Source organism: Paeniglutamicibacter sp. NPDC091659 (assembly GCF_044756805.1).
In the GTDB taxonomy this organism is placed as follows: domain Bacteria; phylum Actinomycetota; class Actinomycetes; order Actinomycetales; family Micrococcaceae; genus Paeniglutamicibacter.
This window is the reverse complement of record NZ_JBIVTO010000007.1, coordinates 17,138-34,725: the sequence shown is the minus strand read 5'-3', so window position 1 is coordinate 34,725 and position 17,588 is coordinate 17,138. Positions and strand designations below refer to the sequence as shown.

Here is a 17,588-nt window from a genome sequence, read left to right as displayed (position 1 = left end):
GTCTTCCCCTTCTGCTAGTTGGCGGCGCGGATGCGCGGGTCAAGGACGGTGTAGAGCACGTCAACGACCAGGTTGATGATGAGGGTGATGGCCACCAGCACCATGACCACGGACTGGACGGTCAGCAGGTCGCGGTTGCCCACCGCGGTGAGCAGCATGGACCCCAGCCCGGGTATCACGAAGACTCGCTCGATGACCACGGCCCCGATGATCAGCGCCGCGAACTGGACCGACGTGACGGTCAGCACCGGGATCGCCGCGTTGCGCAGGCCGTGCTTGAGCAGCGCCCGTGCGGGAGAGAGCCCCTTGGCGCGTGCCGTGCGCAGGTAGTCCTCGTGCATGACCTCCAGGACGGCCGAGCGCACGTAGCGCATCAGGATCGCGGACTGCACCCCGGCAAGCGCCGTCACGGGCAGGATGATGCGCCGGAGAAAATCGCCGAAGTCCTGCCCGGGCGGCGTCCACCCGTTGGCCGGCAGCCAGCCCAGGCGCAGCGACACGAACGACACCAGCAGGATGCCCAGCAGGAAGCCGGGGATTGCGATGCCCAGCTGGCTGAGGCCCGACACCAGGGCACCGCTGGGCTTCCCGTGGCGGACGGCGGCCAGGATGCCCAGCGGGATGGCGATGACCAGCGCCAGCAGCATCGCCAGCGTGACAAGGATCAGCGACACCTGCACCTTGTCCAGCACCAGCGGCGAGATGTCGGTCCGCGTCACGTAGGAAACGCCGAAGTCCCCGCGCAGCAGCCCGGAAAACCATTCCCAGTACTGTTCGGGCAGCGGCCTGTCGGTGCCGAATTCCTTGGCCAGCTGCGCGATGAGCTCGGGGGTCGCGTTCTCCCCCGCCGCGATCGCCGCGGGGTCGCCCGGCAGCACGCGCATGATGCCGAACACGGCCAGGGTGGCGACCAGGAACGTCACGACGAAGCGTGCCAGGTTCTTGGCGATGCGGATCAGCAAGGGCTCGGCCTGTTCGGGTTCACGGGGTGCCGGTCGCTTAGGACCAGGCGATGGTCGACAGCGTCAGCGCCTCGGTGACCGAGTTGGCGCCGATGCCGCTCAGCCCGGACTTGGCCACGGAGATGTTCGGGAAGATGAACAGGGTGTCGGAGGCTGCGTCCTCGACGATGGTGCGGACCACGTTCTTCATGCCCGCCACGTAGTTGGCCTCGTCGGACTCGTCGGCGAGGGCGGCCTCGTCCTTGATCTTCGAGTTGTCGTAGCCGATGTAGTAGTTCGGGTTGTCGAACATGGTCAGCACGTCGCGCGCCTCCACGGCCAGCACCACCGACATCTGGTAGTCGTGGCGGTTGAAGACCTTGTCCAGCCAGACCGCCGGGAACTCGGCGCTCTGGATCTTCACGTTGATGCCCACGTCCTTGAGCTGCGAGAAGACGACCTCGGCCACCGCGCTGGCGTAGGGCCGGGTCGGGACGGTGAAGGTGACGTCCAGGTTCTCCGCGCCCGCTTCCTTGAGCAGTTCCCTGGCCTTGGCCGGGTCGTGCGGGTAGAGGTCGTTGAGGTCCTCGTAGTACGGGTCGGTCGGCGGGACCGGGCCGCCCACGAGGGTCCCGAGGCCGTTCCACGCGGTGTCGCGCACTTCCTGGCGGTCGATCGCGTACATGACGGCCTGGCGCACCCGCTTGTCGTTGAACGGGGCGACCTTGTTGTTCATGGAGAGCATGATCTCGCCGTTGCTGGTTCCCTCGATGACCTGGAACCCGGGCTGCGACTGGAACCCGTTGAGCAGTTCCGGGGCCTGCATGTTGTAGACCAGGTCGACGTCCCCGCTGGTCAGGGCGTTGGTGGTGGCAATGGCGTCGGCGAAGTAGCGCAGCGTCACGTTCTTGATGCCCGGCTCGGCACCCCAGTAGTCGTGGCGGCCGGCGAGCTTGATGGATTCGCCGCGCGCCCAGGATTCCAGCGCGTAGGGGCCGGTGCCGACGGGGCGGTTTGCCAGGTCGTCGACGCCGGAGGGGTCAAACATCGCGCCGACCAAGGTGGTCATGGAGTACAGCCAGGCCTGCGAGGGGCGCTTGAGGTTGACGGTGACGGTTTCCGGGGAAACCACCTGCACGGTGTCCACGACGTCCATCTTGGACTTGAGCCCGTTGAGCCAGGCGTCGGATTTCACGCGTTCGATGGAGAACTTCACGTCCTCCGCGTCGAAGTCGGCGCCGTTGGAGAACTTCACGCCCTTCTGGAGGGTGAAGGTGTAGGACTTGTTGTCGCCGCTGGTTTCCCAGCCGGTGGCCAGCAGCGGCTTGATGGCGCCGGTCTGGTCGACCGTGACCAGGCCCTCGTAGACGTTTGACATCATGGCCTGCGGGATGGCGGCACCTGCGGTGGTGGTGAAGTCGAGGTTCACGGGTTCGCCGGTGAGAGCCACGGTGAGCTTGGTCTTGTCCGTGGTGGATCCCGGTGTCCCGGTGGATCCCGCCGTGCAACCGGTCAGGGCAAGTATCGCGCTCGCCATGAGTGCACCGAGCACCCCGGCGCGACGGCTTGTGGTCGAACGTTGCATGGAAGAGTTTCCTTCACTTTTACTTCTTTGTCCCGCACGGGGCTGCTTCCCCCCGGCGGAATCGGGAAACCAGGGTGCGTCTCCGCTGCCCCGACTGGCGTATCGATCCAACACCACAACAAACCATTATCGTATGGCCGGGAGGCATGTGCTGCCACATCCATCGAAGGAGTTCGGATTCGGGACTAGTCTGGATCCATGGCCGTCAAACCGCTTTCGCCGGGAGCCGATCCCGCGCGCCCGATGTTCGCCTGGGTGCGGGCGACGATCCTGCTGATGGCCGCGGCCTACGCCGCTTCCTTCGCGCACCTGCCGTGGCGGCTTGTCGGCTTGCCATTTGCCGTCGCAGGGCTTGTCGTCGGCTTCATCACCTGCCTCAAGGCCTTCGGGAACCCTGGCGCCGGTTTCCTCCGGCTGGCGGCCCCGATCGCGACCCTGGCCTGCGCCTTGTTCACCGCGACGTTGGGTGCCCAGGCCCTGTTCTACCAGCCCAGCCTCGAGTACCAGCGGTGCATGGCGGATGCGCTGACCCTGGGTTCCCAGCAGCAATGCCTCAACAACCTGCAAAACCAGCTACTACCTGTTCCCCCAAGGAAGGCACCATGAGCGATCAACCGACTCCCGATTCCAAGGACTGGACCTGGGTCCTGGATTCCGTGTGCGACGAATGCAGGCAGGATGTGCGAGGCCTGGAACCGCGCCTGATTGCCGGGCTGGTGCGCGATTCCGTTCCGCGCTTCGCCGCGGCCCTGCGCCGGCCCGATGCCTGCACCCGGCCGTCCCCGAAGGTGTGGAGCCCGCTGGAATACTGCGCCCACGTCGGGGACATGTACGAGGTGATGAACCAGCGTCTGGAACTCATCGTCGGGCAGGAAGCACCGAAGTTCGCCAACTGGGACCAGGACGAGGCAGCGCTCCGCAGCGACTATGCGGCGCAGTCCCCCAGACTCGTTGTTGAACGCCTGCGGGCCACGGCGGAGGCCTTCGCGGTCACGTTGGGTACGCTGCGTGGTGCGCAGCTTGAACGCCCGGGCTTCCGTTCCAACGGGTCGGCTTTCACCGCCGCCACGCTGGCCCGGTATGCCTGGCACGACGCGGCGCACCACCTGCACGACATCGGGGCTTGACGTCCTCTTCTCCCTGGTGAAGGGGATTCCCTGGGCGGCTGTCGCTGTCAGGCGGCGGCCGTCAACGGGACGCTTCACCGGGCGGGGATTGCTAGACGCCGAGGACCGGGTCGTGCTCCAGCAACGGGGAGACCAGGTAGCCGATGGCCGTGCCGATCGCCACCTCGGCCGCCAGGAACAACGCCGTCAGCAGGATGTTCGGCCCGATCTCCGTGAACCGGCCGATGCCCAGCGACCCGCTTGCCAGCCAGCTTCCGGCCAGCGAGAGGATCCCAGCGGTGGCACCGACGACGACGCCCAGGACAACCGTGGACAACCCCAGTGACACCCAGCGCGAACGGACCTTGAGCGAGATCCAGTCGTCGAAGTGGTTCTCCCCGACGCGCAGGAAGTACCAGCCGGCCATGAAGCCGGCGAACACCGGGAGCAGCATGAAGGCCCAGGCATAGGTCAGGTCCCCGGAGGGCAGTGCCGCCAAGATCGGGATCGCGGGCAGCGGCCCCACTGTGGTTTCCAGCGGCGAGATCGTGCTGCCGACGCCGAAGGTGAACCCGCCGCCGGTGATCCAAGCCAGGGTCCACAGCACCAGGTTGGGCATGACCCCGAGCTGGCCCAGCGTCAGCACCGCGGAGCCGATGGGCCCGGGCCGCAGCTGCTGGTAGACGTTTGAGATGTCGACCCAGTGCAGGCCGATGTTGATGGTCAGCAGCAGCGCCGCCAGCCCGAAGGTCATCATGTAGGCGAGGGTCCCGCCGCACACGACGGCCCACAGGTAGGAACCGGCCCAGCGCGAATGCTGGGAGGTCTTGGAGATCCACGCCGCGGCGTCGAACCCGATGAGCCTGCCCCAGGAACCCGCCTCGCGGCGGGCGCCGATGATGACGCCGGCACCGGCGGAGATCAGCGGGATGGTGGAGGCCATCATCAGCGTGGTCTGGGCCTCGTCGTTGTTGACCAGGAAGCCGGTGAAGAGTCCGCAGAGCAGGTAGACGCCCAGGGCACCAAGGATGCCCTGCCACAGCTGGTCGGTGTAGGAGGCCCGGGCGATGCGCCGTCCCGCGCGCCAGCACAGGAAGAACGGGACCAGCGTCAGCCCCAGCGGGACGACGTTCAGCACCCCGGAGAGGTTGGAGGGGTCGGCTCCCGTTCCCACCTGCAGCAAGTGCAGGGGAACGCCGTGGACGAGCAGCCACATCTGGCCGCTCATCTTCAGCACCGATTCGATGCTCCGGTCGGCGAAACCGCCGCTGAACCAGACAGCCATCCACGGGATGACCACAAGGAACGCGGAGAAGAGGGCGGCCTGCAGGAGCTCGAAGGCACCCTGGAGGAACAGCGGCATGGGCCAGCCGGTATTCAGCCGCTCGCGCGCCGCGTTCAACGCCGCTGCGGCCGGCGGCTTTTTCTTCTTCTCACTCATTGATTCAATCGTGCCACCGATGCCCCCGCGCACGGTTCACCGACGCGCACCAAGCAGGGCACGTTGCCGGGCCAGGTGCCAGGGTCAGAGCGCACGCAGTCCGCTCACCAGGGCGGTGACCGCTCCGACGAAGGCGCAGCACAGGACAAAGAACCGGGCGTGCTTGTCGCTGACCACCCGTTGGACCTGTTCCCCGATGAGCACCCCGCCCCAGATGAACACGGCGACGCCGACCCAGGCCCAGGCGGGAAGCAGCGGCAACTGGTCCGGCACGGTCAGGAACTTCATGCCGATGGTGGCCAGGCCCGTCACCACGAAGAAGGGTTGCAGGGTTGCCGCGAAGGGGCGCTGCGGCCACCGGGCCAGCACCGCGTAGGCGCTGACCGCCGGCCCTCCGACGCCGGCCAGGGAATTGGTCAGGCCCGACAGGAACCCCGCGCTGCCCTTGGGGATTTGGCCCGTCACTGTGACGTCGGCGCGTACCAGGATCAGCGAAAGCAGCAGCGCCGCGAGCACTGTGGCGCCAACGATGATCGACAACGGCGCCTGCGGCAGGCCGCCGGCCAGCAGCGCACCGGCCACCGAGCCGAACACGCTGAAGCCGGTGAGCCAGCGGAACATCGACCAGTCGATGTCCTTCCAGACCCTCGGGACGATGATTGCCGAGGACACCACGCCGCAGATGTTGACGAGGAAAACGCCCTGGTGGGCACCGAGCGCCAGGACCAGGAACGGCGAGACGAGCATCGCGAATCCCAGTCCCGCAACGCGCTGGGCAATGGCGCCGATGACAACCATGCCAAGCACCAGAAAAATAAGGGAGAGTTCCATTCAAGCGAGCCTAATCTGTTTTGTCGGGCCGCCGCGGGTCCGGTGAGGCACAACACACGGGAGCAAAAAGGCGGGCGGGCACCTCACCGGTCGCCCGGTGCGGTGCCCGCCCGCCTCGGCCGGCTCATCAGTAGCTGGCCGGGGTTCCGCTCTTGGCGGCTTCCGCGGAGACGAACTTGGCGGCCAGCGCCTCGGAGCCCCGGGCCAGCAGGGCCACGTCGGCGCCGACCCCCACGAAATCCGCGCCGAGTTCGATGTACCGCTTGGCGGTGCCCTCGGCGAAGGCGTTGACGCCCACGAACTTTCCGGCGGTCTTGCCCGCGGCAATGGATTTCTCCACGGCGGCAACAACCTCGGGGTGGTCCTGCTGCCCGATCACGCCCATGGAAGCGGCCAGATCCGAGGGGCCGATGAAGATGCCGTCGACACCCTCCGTCGCCACGATCTCCTCGACATTGGCCACGGCCTGCGCCGATTCGATCTGCACGATCAGCGTCAGGGATTCGGAGGCACGGTTCAGGTAGTCAGGGATGCGGTTCCAGCGTGCCGAGCGGGCCAGCGCCGAGCCGACGCCGCGCACGCCCATCGGCGGGTAGTGGCAGGCCTGGACGGCGGCGAGCGCCTCCTCGGCGGTGTTCACCATGGGCACGATCAGCGACTGCACACCCAGGTCGAGGTACTGCTTGATGACGACGGTGTCGTTCACCGGCGGGCGGACCACCGGCACCACCGGGTAGCCGCGCACCGCCTGCAGCTGCGCCAGGATGGACTCGAGCCCGTTGGGCGAGTGTTCGGCGTCGATGAAGAGCCAGTCGAAGCCGGCCCCGGCGCAGATCTCGGCCACCAGAGGGGACCCGGAGCACACCCAGATGCCGGCCAGCGAACGGTCGGCGGCGGACAGCGCGTCCTTGAAGGACGGGTCGGGTTCTATGCGAAATGACATGTCACGGTTCCCATGCGTCCGTAGTCCGCGAAGACGGTGTCGCCCTTGTCGACCCACATGGGGCGGGTGAAGGAGCCGGCGAGGATGATTTCCCCGGCGTTGAGCTTGTCGCCGTGGGCGGCGATCTTGTTGGCAAGCCAGTACACGCCGGCGGCCGGGTGGTTCAGGACGCCGGCGGCGACGCCGGTTTCCTCGACGACCTGGTTCTTGAAGAGGATGCCGGAGACCCAGCGCAGGTCGATGTCCGAGGGCTTCATCGGGTTGCCGCCGATGACCATGGCGCCCATGGCGGCGTTGTCGGAGATGGTGTCGACGATGGTGCGGCCCTCCATCTCGATGCGTGAGTCGAGGATTTCCAGGGCCGGGATGACGTACTCGGTGGCGTTGAGCACGTCGAAGATGTTGGCGTTGGGGCCTTCGATGTCCTTGTTGAGCTTGAAGGCAAGTTCCATCTCCACGCGCGGGTGGGTGTACTTGTCCCATTCGAAGGTGCAGCCCGAGTCCAGGACCATGTCGTCGAAGATGATGCCGTAGTCGGGTTCGGTGATGCCCGTGGCCATCTGCATGGCGCGGGAGGTCAGGCCGATCTTGCGGCCCGCAAGCCTGCGGCCGTTGGCCTCGGAGCGCTGGCGCCACAGGTTCTGCACCTTGTAGGAGTCTTCCACCGTCATTTCGGGGAATCGTGCGGTCAGACGTTTGACCGGAACGCGGTCTTGACCCGCCTGAACGAGTTCATCGGCAATCTGGGTGATGGTCTCATCATTGAGCATGCTGGCCTGGGCCCTTCCGGAGATCGTGTTTGTTGCTGGGACCCTTCTGCAAATCCGGGCCACACTTGAACATGGTAGCCACATGGGTAGCGCAACTCACATTCAGCACAGCAACATGTCAATGAGTGGTTCACGCCCGGTTCATCTTCGGCTTCTAGCGTGGGTCCCATGAACTGGAAACGCCACAGAGCTCCCGTCACGCAACACACGAGCACATTCCACGTTCCGGACACCGCCGCGCAGGACCTGTACGGGCTGCTGCTAGACGATCGCATCCGGGCGGCCGCCGAGCTTTTTGTCGCGGCGTTTTCCACCGGGGGCCCGGAGCAGGTCCGCATCGAGGAACTTGCCATGCTGCTGCTGAGACAGGTCGGCGCCGAACCGAAGGCGGCACACCGGACATTCTCGCTGTGCCAGGAGCCCAACGGAACCGCGGCCCGCGTGGCGCTGGAGATCCTCTGGCTCTGGGAACGTGCGGGGATCGCCAAGGTGTACCCCACCGAGGCAAACATCATTTTCCCGCTGTTGCGGGGCAATCGGGCACTTTCCAGCCCCTATCCCCTGACCGCGCTCTGCGAAGCCTTGGCCCTCCACGACCTGCCGGTGCCGGAGGTCCTGACAAGCCACTGACAGCGGGTCAAACCGGCGCATGACGGCCCCTGCCGCAAACGACGCTGCAGGCGCCCCCACACGTATGTGGGAACGCCCGCAGGTGAAATTGGTCCGGTGCTACTTGGCCCGGGCCAGCGCGCCTGCCGCGGCCGCGACAAGTTCCGGGCTTGTCACGTCGAAGACCGATTCGCCGCCGCCGGGACCCGAGGCTCCCCACGTGGTTTGGGTGCGTGCGGAGAGGTGGACGCCGTCCACCCCGGCCAAGGCCGGGATGTCGTCGATCTTCACGCCGCCGCCGGCCTGGATCTGCGGGTTTCCCTGCGCCTCGGCACGCAGCTGGTGCAACACCTCGGCACCCGCGCCCGACGCCGGGGCGCCGCCCGAGGTCAGGATCCGGTGTGCGCCCAGGGCACGCAGCTGTCCGATGAGGTCGGCAACAGGCGTCCCGTTTTCCAGCAGCACGTCCACGCAGCGATGGACGGTGATTTCGATGTCCGGGTTCACCAGGTGCGCCGCGTCGATCAGCGCGGAGAGCACCGGCAGGTCCAGGGCGGCGTCGCCTTCGGTCAGCGCGCCGATCACGATCCCGGCAACACCCGCGCGCGCCGCGTGGGCGACGTCGGCAACCATCAGTTCGACCTCGGCCGGGGTGTAGGTGTAGCCGCCGCCGCGCGGGCGGATCAGCACGTGGACGCCGATTCCCACGGCGACCACCTGTTCGATGGCCGCCAGCGAGGGGGTCAGGCCGCCGGTGACCAGCGCCGTGCAGAGCTCAATGCGGTCGGCACCGTTTTCCAGCGCGATCCGTGCGCCGGCCGCATCCTGGACGGCAATCTCGAGTTTTGTCATGGTTCAGGCTCCCACGGGAACTGCCGGGAACACGGTGGCTGCGAGGTCCGGCGCGTCCATGTCGGTGTCGAACGGGAACATCGGGCGTTCGATGTTCTTGTGCCCCAGGCGGATCAGGTCCTGGTCCACACCGCCGGGGGTGAGCATCAGCATCCAGTCCGCGGCCAGCTCGAAGAGCTCGGGCTCCAGGTAGCCGATCTTGACCACGACGATGTCCGCGTCGGTGACCGTGAGGCCGGCCGCGGCGAAGTCGGAGATCTGGTGGTACGGCTTGCGGCGTTCGGTGATGATGGCCTCGATCGAGCCGACCTTGACCACCGCGACGCGGCCGGAGGTGGCATCGCCCTCGGTCAGCCGCAGCACGGTGCCCTTGAGCATGGCCGGGCCGGAGTGCACGTGGTCGACCAGCGCGCCGGCGGAAACCTCGATCTCGGAGCCAAGGCCCGCGGCGAAGCATGCCGCGACCGCGGCCTTGTCGAAGACCGAGGCGACCACGGTGCGCGGGCCGCCCTCTGCGAAGCGCGGGTCGTTGATGAGCTGGGTCAGCGTCCAGGTGACGTCCCCGGAGCCGCCGGCGGTCGGGTTGTCGCCCGAGTCCGAGAGCACGTAGGGGCGCTTGGCCCCGGGTGCCAGAGCCGCGGCCAGGCAGGTGGCCAGGTCCGCTGCCGGTGCGACGAATTCGAAGTCGGCGCGGGCGTCCCAGTAACCGGTGGCCAGCTCGGTGGCCTTGGCGGAGGCAAGCTCTGCGTCGTCGCCCGTGACGACCACGGTGGCGTAGCAGCGCGGCTCGTCGGCCCAGGCGTAGCCGACCCAGATCGAGGCGTCGACGATGCCCTCGGAGGCCTCGATCGGCAGGATCGCCTCGTAGAGGCCCTTGGCCGGTTCCAGGCGGGTGGAGGTCTTTTCGCCGGGCAGCAGCACCGGGATGCGCACGAACGCCTTGGCCGGGGCGCCGGTGCCGTCGACCAGCCGGGTGATCAGGTTGGCCATGGCGCGGGTCTTGGTTTCCTGCTCGTCCTCGTGCGGGGCCATGCGGTAGCAGGTGATCAGGTCGCAGTTTTCGACCAGGCCGGCGGAGACGTTGCCGTGCAGGTCCATGGTGGCGGAGATCAGCGTGCGCGGGGCGCCGGCCTTGGCGCTCACCTCGTCCAGCGCCGCGCGGACGGCGCGGGTCAGGTCCGCCTCGGCATCCTGGCGTCCCACCACGGTCATGGCGCCGTGGATGTCCAGGAAGAAGCCGTCGAACGGACCCTGGGCGTGGATCATCTCGATCAGCTCGGTCTTCAGGGTCTCGTAGACCACCGGTTCCACCATGCCGCCGGGCAGCGAGCGGGCGTGCACCAGCGGTACCCAGGTGGCACCGTCGGCGACGGCGGCATCGTGGTTCTCGTGTTCCGGGGCCAGCACCGTGTAGCGCGAGAGCAGCACGTCGTCCTTGGTGAAGTTGAACGCCTCGAAGCCCGAGCGGTGCGGGGAGAAGTTGGACGCTTCGATGGACATGCCGCCGGTGCCGATGCGGGGACGGGTTGCTGCTGCGCTCATGAGAGTGGGGCTCCTTGTGCAAACGAGGGGTACATGATCTTGCTGGTGTTGAAAATCGGGGGCCGGCTCAGGAGCCGGCTGATTCGGAGAACCTGGCCGGAAGGGTCGGCTGGTTCAACAGGTGGATGATGGCCAGCTCGGCGGCGCCGACGAGTCCGGCCTCGCTTCCCGAGTGTGCCGCCTCGACGCGCAACCCGGACGTGGCCAGCGGTAGGCAGCGTTCGTAGAGCTGGGAACGGACGGCAGCCACGTAGACGCTGGCTCCGGACAGTGCGCCGGCGAGGTAGACGTCGCCGGGGTTGAAGAAGTTCACCACGGTGCTCAGCGCCAGGCCGAGCTGGCGGCCGGCCTCGCGCACCACGCCGTTGGCCGTGGGGTCGCCGTCGCGGACCATGTCCAGCACCTCGAAGATGTCGCTTGCCTCGATGCCGACCTTGGCCAGGTCGCGCACGATTGCGGCACCGGAGGCGATGGTTTCCAGGCATCCGCGGTTTCCGCAGGAACACATGCGATCGGCCGCGGCCTCGACCTTGGTGTGGGTGATGTCGCCGGAGGCGTATGTGGAGCCCCGGTACAGCTGGCCATTGACCATGATGCCGGTGCCCACGCCCGTGCCGGCCAGCACCGTGATGGAGTTTGCCGCCGCATCCGGGCGCGAGAGGTACTCCCCCAGCGCCGCAAGGTTGGCGTCGTTGTCGGTGATGGCCGGGACGCCTAGCGCCTTTTCGAGCAGCGCGCCGACGTCCTGGTTGTGCCAGCCCGGCATGCGCGAGGGTGCCACCACGACGCGGCGCACGGCATCGACGGGGCCGGGCAGGCAGATGCCGACCGACAGCAGGTCACCGCCGTCGGCCTCCAGCATGGAGCGGATTCCCGCGGCCAGCAGTTCAACCGTCGCCTCGGGGCCCTGGGTCACGTCGATGGCTATCGACGTGGTGGACAGGATGGCGCGGGAAAGATCGGAGAGCCCCAGGCGTGCGTGCTTGGCGCCCATGGAGATCACGGCGACGCGGCCGGTTTGGTAGGAAATCGAGAGAAGTCGCCCGGGCCGTCCGCCGCGGGAGGGGGCTGAGCCGCCCTCCTGGACAAGGCCGGCCTCCATCAGGTCGTTGATCTTGGCCGAGATGGTCGAGGGGGCCAGTCCCATTTCCTTGGCCAGGGCCGAGCGGGTGACCGGTTCCACGGCAATTCTGCGCAGTACATCCACTGCAAGGTCTCCGGTGCTCATGGGCAACTTCTTTCGATTCGCATAACTTCTGACTTTGGCGTCTCAGCAGGGGTTTTTCGCCCATTACGTTCGAATCGTTATCTTTCCGAGATGCGCGCAACCCTACTTGTGCTCTATATTACACATAGTTCATCCATTCGTGATCATACTTTGTTCGATGACGAACTAACCTTTACATGGCTCCACCCCACATCTAGATCAGGAGAGATCGCTCAATGTCTAACGATCGCAAACGCTTGAAGGTTGGTCTTGCCGCAGGCATCACCGCCTTCGCATTGCTGCTCACCGGCTGCGCCGGTGGCGGTGCTGGTGACAAGCCCGGCGCTTCCGGAAGCGCCGCCACGGTGGCGGCGGGCGTGGACACCACCACGGTCAACTACGCTCTTCCCCCGAATTCAACTCCCAACTGGATTCTGCCGATCGGCGTCGCGGGCAAGATGGCGACCCACAACTCCTCCATCGCCCAGGCGCTTTGGTCCCCCATGATGACCTTCGACGGTTCCAAGGGCGAGATGAAGCTGGATCTGGAAACCGGCATCGCCGACAAGATGGACTACGCCGCGGACGGCAAGTCGGTCACCTTCCACATGCGCGACATGCACTGGTCCGATGGCACCGCCATCACCACCCGCGACGTCGAGTTCTGGTTCAACCTCATCAAGGCGAACAAGGAAGCCTGGGGCGGCTACAAGGAAGGCCGTCTTCCGGACAACATCACCGACATCGACTACACCGATGACACGACCTTCACCCTGACCTTCGACAAGGTCTACAACCAGGACTGGATGTCTTCCACGCAGCTGACCTCGATCCGGCCGCTGCCGCACCACGCCTGGGCCAAGACCAGCGACGAGGGCAAGATCGGCGACGCGGACCGCACCGCCGAGGGCGCGAAGGAAATCTTCGCCTACCTGAACAAGTCCTCCGAGGACATGGCCTCCTACGCCACCAACCCGCTGTGGAAGACCGTCTCCGGCCCGTTCACCCTGGGCGCCTTCGACAACGCCGGCAAGACCACGCTGACCAAGAACGAGAAGTACGACGGCAAGGACGCTGCCCAGGTCACCACCGTGAACCTGCTTCCGTTCACCTCGGCAGACGCCGAAGTCAACCTGTTGCGCTCCAAGGGCGTCGACTACGGCTACATCCCGACCTCGCTGATGGACCAGAAGAACCAGTTCGAGTCCAACGGCTACCAGGTCGATCCGTGGGAGGGCTGGGCCGTCACCTACATGCCCTACAACTTCAACAACCCGAAGCTGGGCAACACCTTCAAGCAGCTCTACGTCCGCCAGGCGCTGCAGTCCGCGATAGACCAGCCGACCATCTCCAAGGTCGTCTGGAAGGGCGGCGCAAACCCGGTCTTCGGCCCTGTCCCGCAGGACATCCCGTCCCCGTACCTCTCCGAGGCGCAGAAGAACAACCCGTACCCGTTCGACATCGAGAAGGCCAAGAAGCTCTTCGCCGACCACGGATGGAAGCCGGGAGCCGACGGCGTCCTGGTGTGCGAGGAAGCCGGCACCGCCGAGAACCAGTGCGGCGAAGGCGTCGAGGCGGGCACCAAGATGGACCTGACCATGATGGTCCAGTCCGGTTCGGACGAGGCCGACAAGCAGTTCGCCGCCATGCAGTCCTCCTTCCGCGACATCGGCGTTGCCGTCACGTTCGACCGCGCCCCGCTGAACACCGTGCTGAACAACACCGCCCCGTGCAAGGCCGACTCGGCCGAATGCAAGTGGGAGTTCTCCTACTTCGGCGCAGCAGGCTCCTGGTACTTCCCGGCCTACCCGACCGGCGAACGCATCTTCGGCACCGACGCCTCGGTGAACTTCGGCAACTACTCGAACGCCGATGCCGACAAGCTCATGGACGAGGCGTTGACCACCAACGACCCCGCCACCATGCAGAAGTACTCGGCCCTGCTCGCCGAGCAGCTGCCGGTGATGTGGCTGCCGAACCCGGTCTACCAGGTTTCGGTCATCCGCGACGGCATGACGGGCACCACGCAGGACCCGACCGCCAACTTCTTCCCGCAGCGCTGGGGTTGGAACAAGTAATTCGGGCTAACTAGCCCAACAACCGGGCTTCGGCCCACCAAGAAGGGAGGATCGTCGATGTCGACCACCACCACCGCCATTCGCGATAGCTCAGGGATTCGGCTGTTCAGTTGGTTTTTAGCCAAAAGACTTGTGCAGGCGGCGGTCGTCATCGCGATCGTCTCGGTTATTGTGTTCCTGCTGCTCCAGGCCCTGCCGGGCGGTCCCGCCCGCGGCATCCTGGGCCAGCAGGCCACCGAAGCCCAGATTGCGGCTTTCAACCATGAGCAGGGTTTCGACCTGCCGCTCATCCAGCAGTACTTCAACTACCTGGGCCAGTGGCTGCAGGGCGACCTGGGCCGTTCGTTCGTCATGAACACGGACGTCTCCTCGCTCATCGCCCAGCGCCTGCCCAAGACCATGATCCTGGCCGTCGCCGCGATCGTCGGCGCCCTGCTGGTCGCCATCCCGCTGGGCATGACTCAGGCGCTGCGCCGCAACAAGGCCTTCGACTACGTGATGACCGGCCTGAACTTCGTGGTCTACTCCACCCCCAGCTTCTTCCTGGGCCTGCTGCTGATCATGTTCTTCTCGCAGCTGCTCGGCTGGCTTCCGGCCAGCGCTCCGCAGGGCGACACCGTGGCCGAGATCCTGTCCCAGCCGCGCGAGATGGTCCTTCCGATCCTCACCAGCGGCCTGGCCGGCGTGGCGACGTTCTCGCGCTACATGCGCTCGGCGACGATCGACAACCTGCACGAGGACTACGTCCGCACCGCCCGCGCCAAGGGCACCCCGATGGCCAAGGTCATCTCCCGCCACGTGCTGCGCAACTCGCTGACCCCCGTGGTCACCATGCTCGGCTACTACCTGCCCGTCATGTTCGGCGGCGCACTGGTCGTCGAACAGCTCTTCAACTACCCGGGCATGGGCCTGCTCTTCTGGAACGCCGCGCAGACCACCGACTTCCCGGTCCTGCTGGGCTGCGTGCTGGTCATCTCCGTGGCCACCGTCGTCGGCTCGCTGCTTGCGGACATCACCCAGTTCATTCTCGATCCCCGCGCCCGTGGAGGTGTCAAGTGAGTACAGCAACACTGAGCCGTATGGCTCCCCCGAAGTCCCCGGCCGCCCGCGCGGTGCGCCAGTTCTTCTCCAACAAGCTTGCGGTCATCGGCGTCGTCATCGTCGTCGCCCTGATGATCTTCAGCTTCATCGGTCCGCTGGTCTACCAAACGGAGCAGGTGTCCACCAACCTCATGCAGGCGGACCTCAAGCCCGGCGAAAACGGCCACCCGCTGGGCACCGACGGCCTGGGCTACGACGTGCTCGGCCGCCTGATGATCGCCGGCCGGACCTCCATCCTGGTCGGCCTGGCCGCGGGCGTGCTCGCCACCATCCTGGGAACCCTGTGGGGTTCGGTCGCCGGCTACATGGGCGGCTGGATCGACGCCACCATGATGCGCATCGTCGACGCCGGCATCGCCATCCCGGGCATCTTCCTGCTGCTGGTGATCTCCGCGATCGTCCGCCCGAGCGAATGGATGATGGTGCTGATCATCGGCGCCGTGTCTTGGCTGGTCCCGGCCCGGCTGACCCGCGCCGAGGCGCTGTCGCTCAAAAGCCGCGACTACGTGCTGGCCATCAAGGCCACCGGCGGTTCCAACGCCCGGGCGATCCTGCGCCACATCATCCCCAACACCATCGGCACCGTGGTGGTCAACGCGACCTTCCAGGTTGCCGACGCCATCCTGCTGATCGCCTACGTGAGCTTCCTGGGCATGGGCCTGCAGCCGCCGGCGACCGACTGGGGAGCCATGCTCACCGACGGCATCTCCTCGGTGTACTCCGGCGCCTGGTGGCTGATCTTCCCCGCAGGTATTGCCATTGTTTTGATCGTCAGCGCCTTCAACTTCATTGGTGACGGCCTGCGCGACATGTTTGATGTACGAGGCCAGTCATGAGCACCACTTTCACTGAATCCAGCGTCCCGGCCCTGAAGGTCCAGGACCTGGTCGTCGACTTCAAGACCAAGAACGGCGTCGTCAACGCGGTGCGCGGGGTTTCCTTCTCCGTGGACCGCGGCGAGGTGCTGGCGGTCGTCGGCGAATCCGGCAGCGGCAAGACCATCACCTCGCTGACCGCCATGGCCCTGCTGCCCTCCACCGCCCGCACCGCGGGCCTGGTCGAGGTCGACGGCCACGACGTCCTGAACGCCTCCGCGGCGGACATGGACTCCAAGCGCGGCAACGTGGTTTCCATGGTCTTCCAGGAGCCGATGACCGCGCTGAACCCGTCCATGAAGGTCGGCAAGCAAGTCGCCGAGGCCATCCTGAACCACCGCGGCGTCTCCAAGGCCGAGGCCATGGCCCGCGCCGTGGAGCTGCTGGACAAGGTGGGCATCCCGGATCCGGCCGTCAAGGCCCGGAACTTCCCGCACCAGCTCTCCGGCGGCCAGCGCCAGCGCGTGGTCATCGCCATCGCCCTGGCCTGCGACCCCACGCTGATCATCGCCGACGAGCCGACCACCGCGCTCGACGTGACCGTCCAGGCGGAAATCCTCGAGCTGCTGCGCAACCTGGTGAAGGAAACCAACACCGCGCTGCTGCTGATCACCCACAACATGGGCGTCGTCGCCGATTTGTCCGACCGGGTGGTCGTCATGAACGCCGGCAAGGTCATCGAGACCGGCACCACCGTCCAGGTGCTCACCGAACCGGCCGAGCCCTACACCCAGGCGCTGCTGGCCGCGGTCCCGACGCTGCCCGAGGCGCAGTGGGATGCCATCATCGCCGAGGAACGCGCCGAGGAACCCGCCAGGGAACCGCAGCACGCTGACTCCCTGGGGAACGCCCCGCTCATCGACCCGGTGCTGGACATGCGCGAGGTCTGCGTCGACTACACCAGCGGCGGGCGCAAGCTGCGCGCCGTCAACCAGGCCAGCCTGGTCATCAACCGCGGCGAGATCGTCGGCCTGGTCGGCGAATCGGGCTCCGGCAAGTCGACCCTCGGCCGCGCCCCGCTGGGCCTGGTCCCGGTGACCGGCGGTGCGATCACGCTCTTCGGCGGCGACGTCCTGAAGGCCTCGACCCGGGAGATCCGCAAGCTGCGCTCGCGCATCGGCATCATCTTCCAGGATCCGGGCGGATCCCTTGACCCGCGCATGACCGTGGGCGACTCGATCGCCGAGCCGCTGGTCATGCACGGGGTCAACGGCAAGCGCCCGAGCCGCGCCGAACGCGACGTCCGCGTGCGCGAACTGCTGGAGGCCGTCCGACTGCCGGGCGCCAACGCGAACCGCTACCCGCACGAGCTTTCCGGCGGCCAGCGCCAGCGCATCGGCCTGGCCCGCGCCCTGGCGCTGGCCCCGGAACTGCTGATCGCCGACGAGCCGACCAGCGCGTTGGACGTCTCGGTGCAGGACGAGGTGCTGACCCTGCTGCTGGACCTGCAGAAGGAACACGGCTTCGGCTGCCTGTTCATCAGCCACGACCTCGCGGTGGTGCACTCGGTGTCCCAGCGCGTCACCGTCATGCAGCACGGCAACGTGATCGAGTCGGGCCTGTCCTCCAAGGTGCTCCGGCACCCGGAGGCGTCGTACACCCGCCACCTGCTGGCATCGGTTCCATCGCCCAACCCCATCGTGCAAAGGCAGCGCCGCGAGGCGCGCACCGCATTGTTGTTGTCCTCCGCCACACAAGGTTCCTAGA

At 66.7% G+C, this 17,588-nt stretch carries 16 protein-coding genes; 7 read left to right on the top strand and 9 right to left on the bottom strand.

The window, feature by feature from the left end:
• Positions 1-14: 14 nt before the first annotated feature.
• Complete coding sequence (locus tag ACIQLF_RS13675) at positions 15-962, bottom strand: ABC transporter permease (protein ID WP_400299304.1); 948 nt, start codon at positions 960-962, stop codon at positions 15-17.
• A gap of 37 nt (positions 963-999) precedes the next feature.
• The gene (locus ACIQLF_RS13670; protein WP_400299302.1) at positions 1,000-2,526 is read right to left on the bottom strand and encodes an ABC transporter substrate-binding protein; all 1,527 of its coding nucleotides are present in this window, start codon (positions 2,524-2,526) and stop codon (positions 1,000-1,002) included.
• Between the two features lie 198 nt (positions 2,527-2,724).
• Here ACIQLF_RS13670 and ACIQLF_RS13665 point away from each other — a divergent pair, with 198 nt between their 5' ends.
• Both ACIQLF_RS13665 and ACIQLF_RS13660 read left to right on the top strand, forming a co-directional pair.
• Positions 2,725-3,132, top strand: coding sequence for a hypothetical protein (locus ACIQLF_RS13665; RefSeq protein ID WP_400299299.1), 408 nt, complete (start codon positions 2,725-2,727; stop codon positions 3,130-3,132).
• Positions 3,129-3,653, top strand: coding sequence for a DinB family protein (locus ACIQLF_RS13660; protein WP_400299297.1), 525 nt, complete (start codon positions 3,129-3,131; stop codon positions 3,651-3,653). The genes ACIQLF_RS13665 and ACIQLF_RS13660 overlap by 4 nt, the downstream gene beginning before the upstream one ends.
• Before the next feature lie 91 nt (positions 3,654-3,744).
• On the opposite strand, the gene ACIQLF_RS13655 is transcribed toward ACIQLF_RS13660, so the two are convergent.
• From ACIQLF_RS13655 to hpaH, 4 genes are all read right to left on the bottom strand, one after another.
• Positions 3,745-5,073, bottom strand: coding sequence for a DUF6350 family protein (locus tag ACIQLF_RS13655; protein WP_400299295.1), 1,329 nt, complete (start codon positions 5,071-5,073; stop codon positions 3,745-3,747).
• Between the two features lie 84 nt (positions 5,074-5,157).
• Positions 5,158-5,904, bottom strand: a complete 747-nt coding sequence (locus ACIQLF_RS13650) for a TSUP family transporter (RefSeq protein WP_400299293.1) — start codon at positions 5,902-5,904, stop codon at positions 5,158-5,160.
• 127 nt (positions 5,905-6,031) lie between these two features.
• Positions 6,032-6,847 (bottom strand): HpcH/HpaI aldolase/citrate lyase family protein, encoded by an 816-nt coding sequence (locus tag ACIQLF_RS13645; protein ID WP_400299291.1) that lies wholly within the window; start codon positions 6,845-6,847, stop codon positions 6,032-6,034.
• Positions 6,832-7,617, bottom strand: coding sequence for a 2-oxo-hept-4-ene-1,7-dioate hydratase (gene hpaH, locus ACIQLF_RS13640; RefSeq protein WP_400299288.1), 786 nt, complete (start codon positions 7,615-7,617; stop codon positions 6,832-6,834). The genes ACIQLF_RS13645 and hpaH overlap by 16 nt, the downstream gene beginning before the upstream one ends.
• 168 nt (positions 7,618-7,785) lie before the next feature.
• Between hpaH and ACIQLF_RS13635 the strand changes: the two genes are divergently transcribed.
• Positions 7,786-8,247, top strand: a complete 462-nt coding sequence (locus ACIQLF_RS13635; RefSeq protein ID WP_400299286.1) for a hypothetical protein — start codon at positions 7,786-7,788, stop codon at positions 8,245-8,247.
• Between the two features lie 99 nt (positions 8,248-8,346).
• On the opposite strand, the gene ACIQLF_RS13630 is transcribed toward ACIQLF_RS13635, so the two are convergent.
• The 3 genes from ACIQLF_RS13630 to ACIQLF_RS13620 all read right to left on the bottom strand — a co-directional run bounded on the left by ACIQLF_RS13630 (position 8,347) and on the right by ACIQLF_RS13620 (position 11,848).
• Positions 8,347-9,078 carry a copper homeostasis protein CutC gene (locus ACIQLF_RS13630; RefSeq protein ID WP_400299283.1) on the bottom strand — a complete coding sequence of 244 codons (732 nt, stop codon included), beginning with the start codon at positions 9,076-9,078 and terminating at the stop codon, positions 8,347-8,349.
• A gap of 3 nt (positions 9,079-9,081) precedes the next feature.
• Positions 9,082-10,620 carry a M81 family metallopeptidase gene (locus ACIQLF_RS13625; protein ID WP_400299280.1) on the bottom strand — a complete coding sequence of 513 codons (1,539 nt, stop codon included), beginning with the start codon at positions 10,618-10,620 and terminating at the stop codon, positions 9,082-9,084.
• A 67-nt stretch (positions 10,621-10,687) separates the two neighbouring features.
• On the bottom strand, positions 10,688-11,848 hold the full coding sequence (locus tag ACIQLF_RS13620; protein ID WP_400299277.1) for an ROK family protein: 1,161 nt from the start codon (positions 11,846-11,848) through the stop codon (positions 10,688-10,690).
• Between the two features lie 215 nt (positions 11,849-12,063).
• Between ACIQLF_RS13620 and ACIQLF_RS13615 the strand changes: the two genes are divergently transcribed.
• Genes ACIQLF_RS13615 through ACIQLF_RS13600 form a run of 4 tightly spaced genes read left to right on the top strand, consistent with a single transcriptional unit; the run spans position 12,064 to position 17,587 of the window.
• Entirely contained in the window at positions 12,064-13,905 is a 1,842-nt protein-coding gene (locus ACIQLF_RS13615; protein ID WP_400299275.1) for a peptide ABC transporter substrate-binding protein, read from the top strand.
• 57 nt (positions 13,906-13,962) lie between these two features.
• Positions 13,963-14,964, top strand: coding sequence for an ABC transporter permease (locus ACIQLF_RS13610; protein ID WP_400299272.1), 1,002 nt, complete (start codon positions 13,963-13,965; stop codon positions 14,962-14,964).
• Entirely contained in the window at positions 14,961-15,842 is an 882-nt protein-coding gene (locus tag ACIQLF_RS13605) for an ABC transporter permease (RefSeq protein ID WP_400299269.1), read from the top strand. Before ACIQLF_RS13610 ends, ACIQLF_RS13605 begins: the two co-directional genes overlap by 4 nt.
• Positions 15,839-17,587: an ABC transporter ATP-binding protein gene (locus ACIQLF_RS13600; protein WP_400299266.1), complete on the top strand. Its 1,749-nt coding sequence runs from the start codon at positions 15,839-15,841 to the stop codon at positions 17,585-17,587. The genes ACIQLF_RS13605 and ACIQLF_RS13600 overlap by 4 nt, the downstream gene beginning before the upstream one ends.
• Position 17,588: the final 1 nt, after the last annotated feature.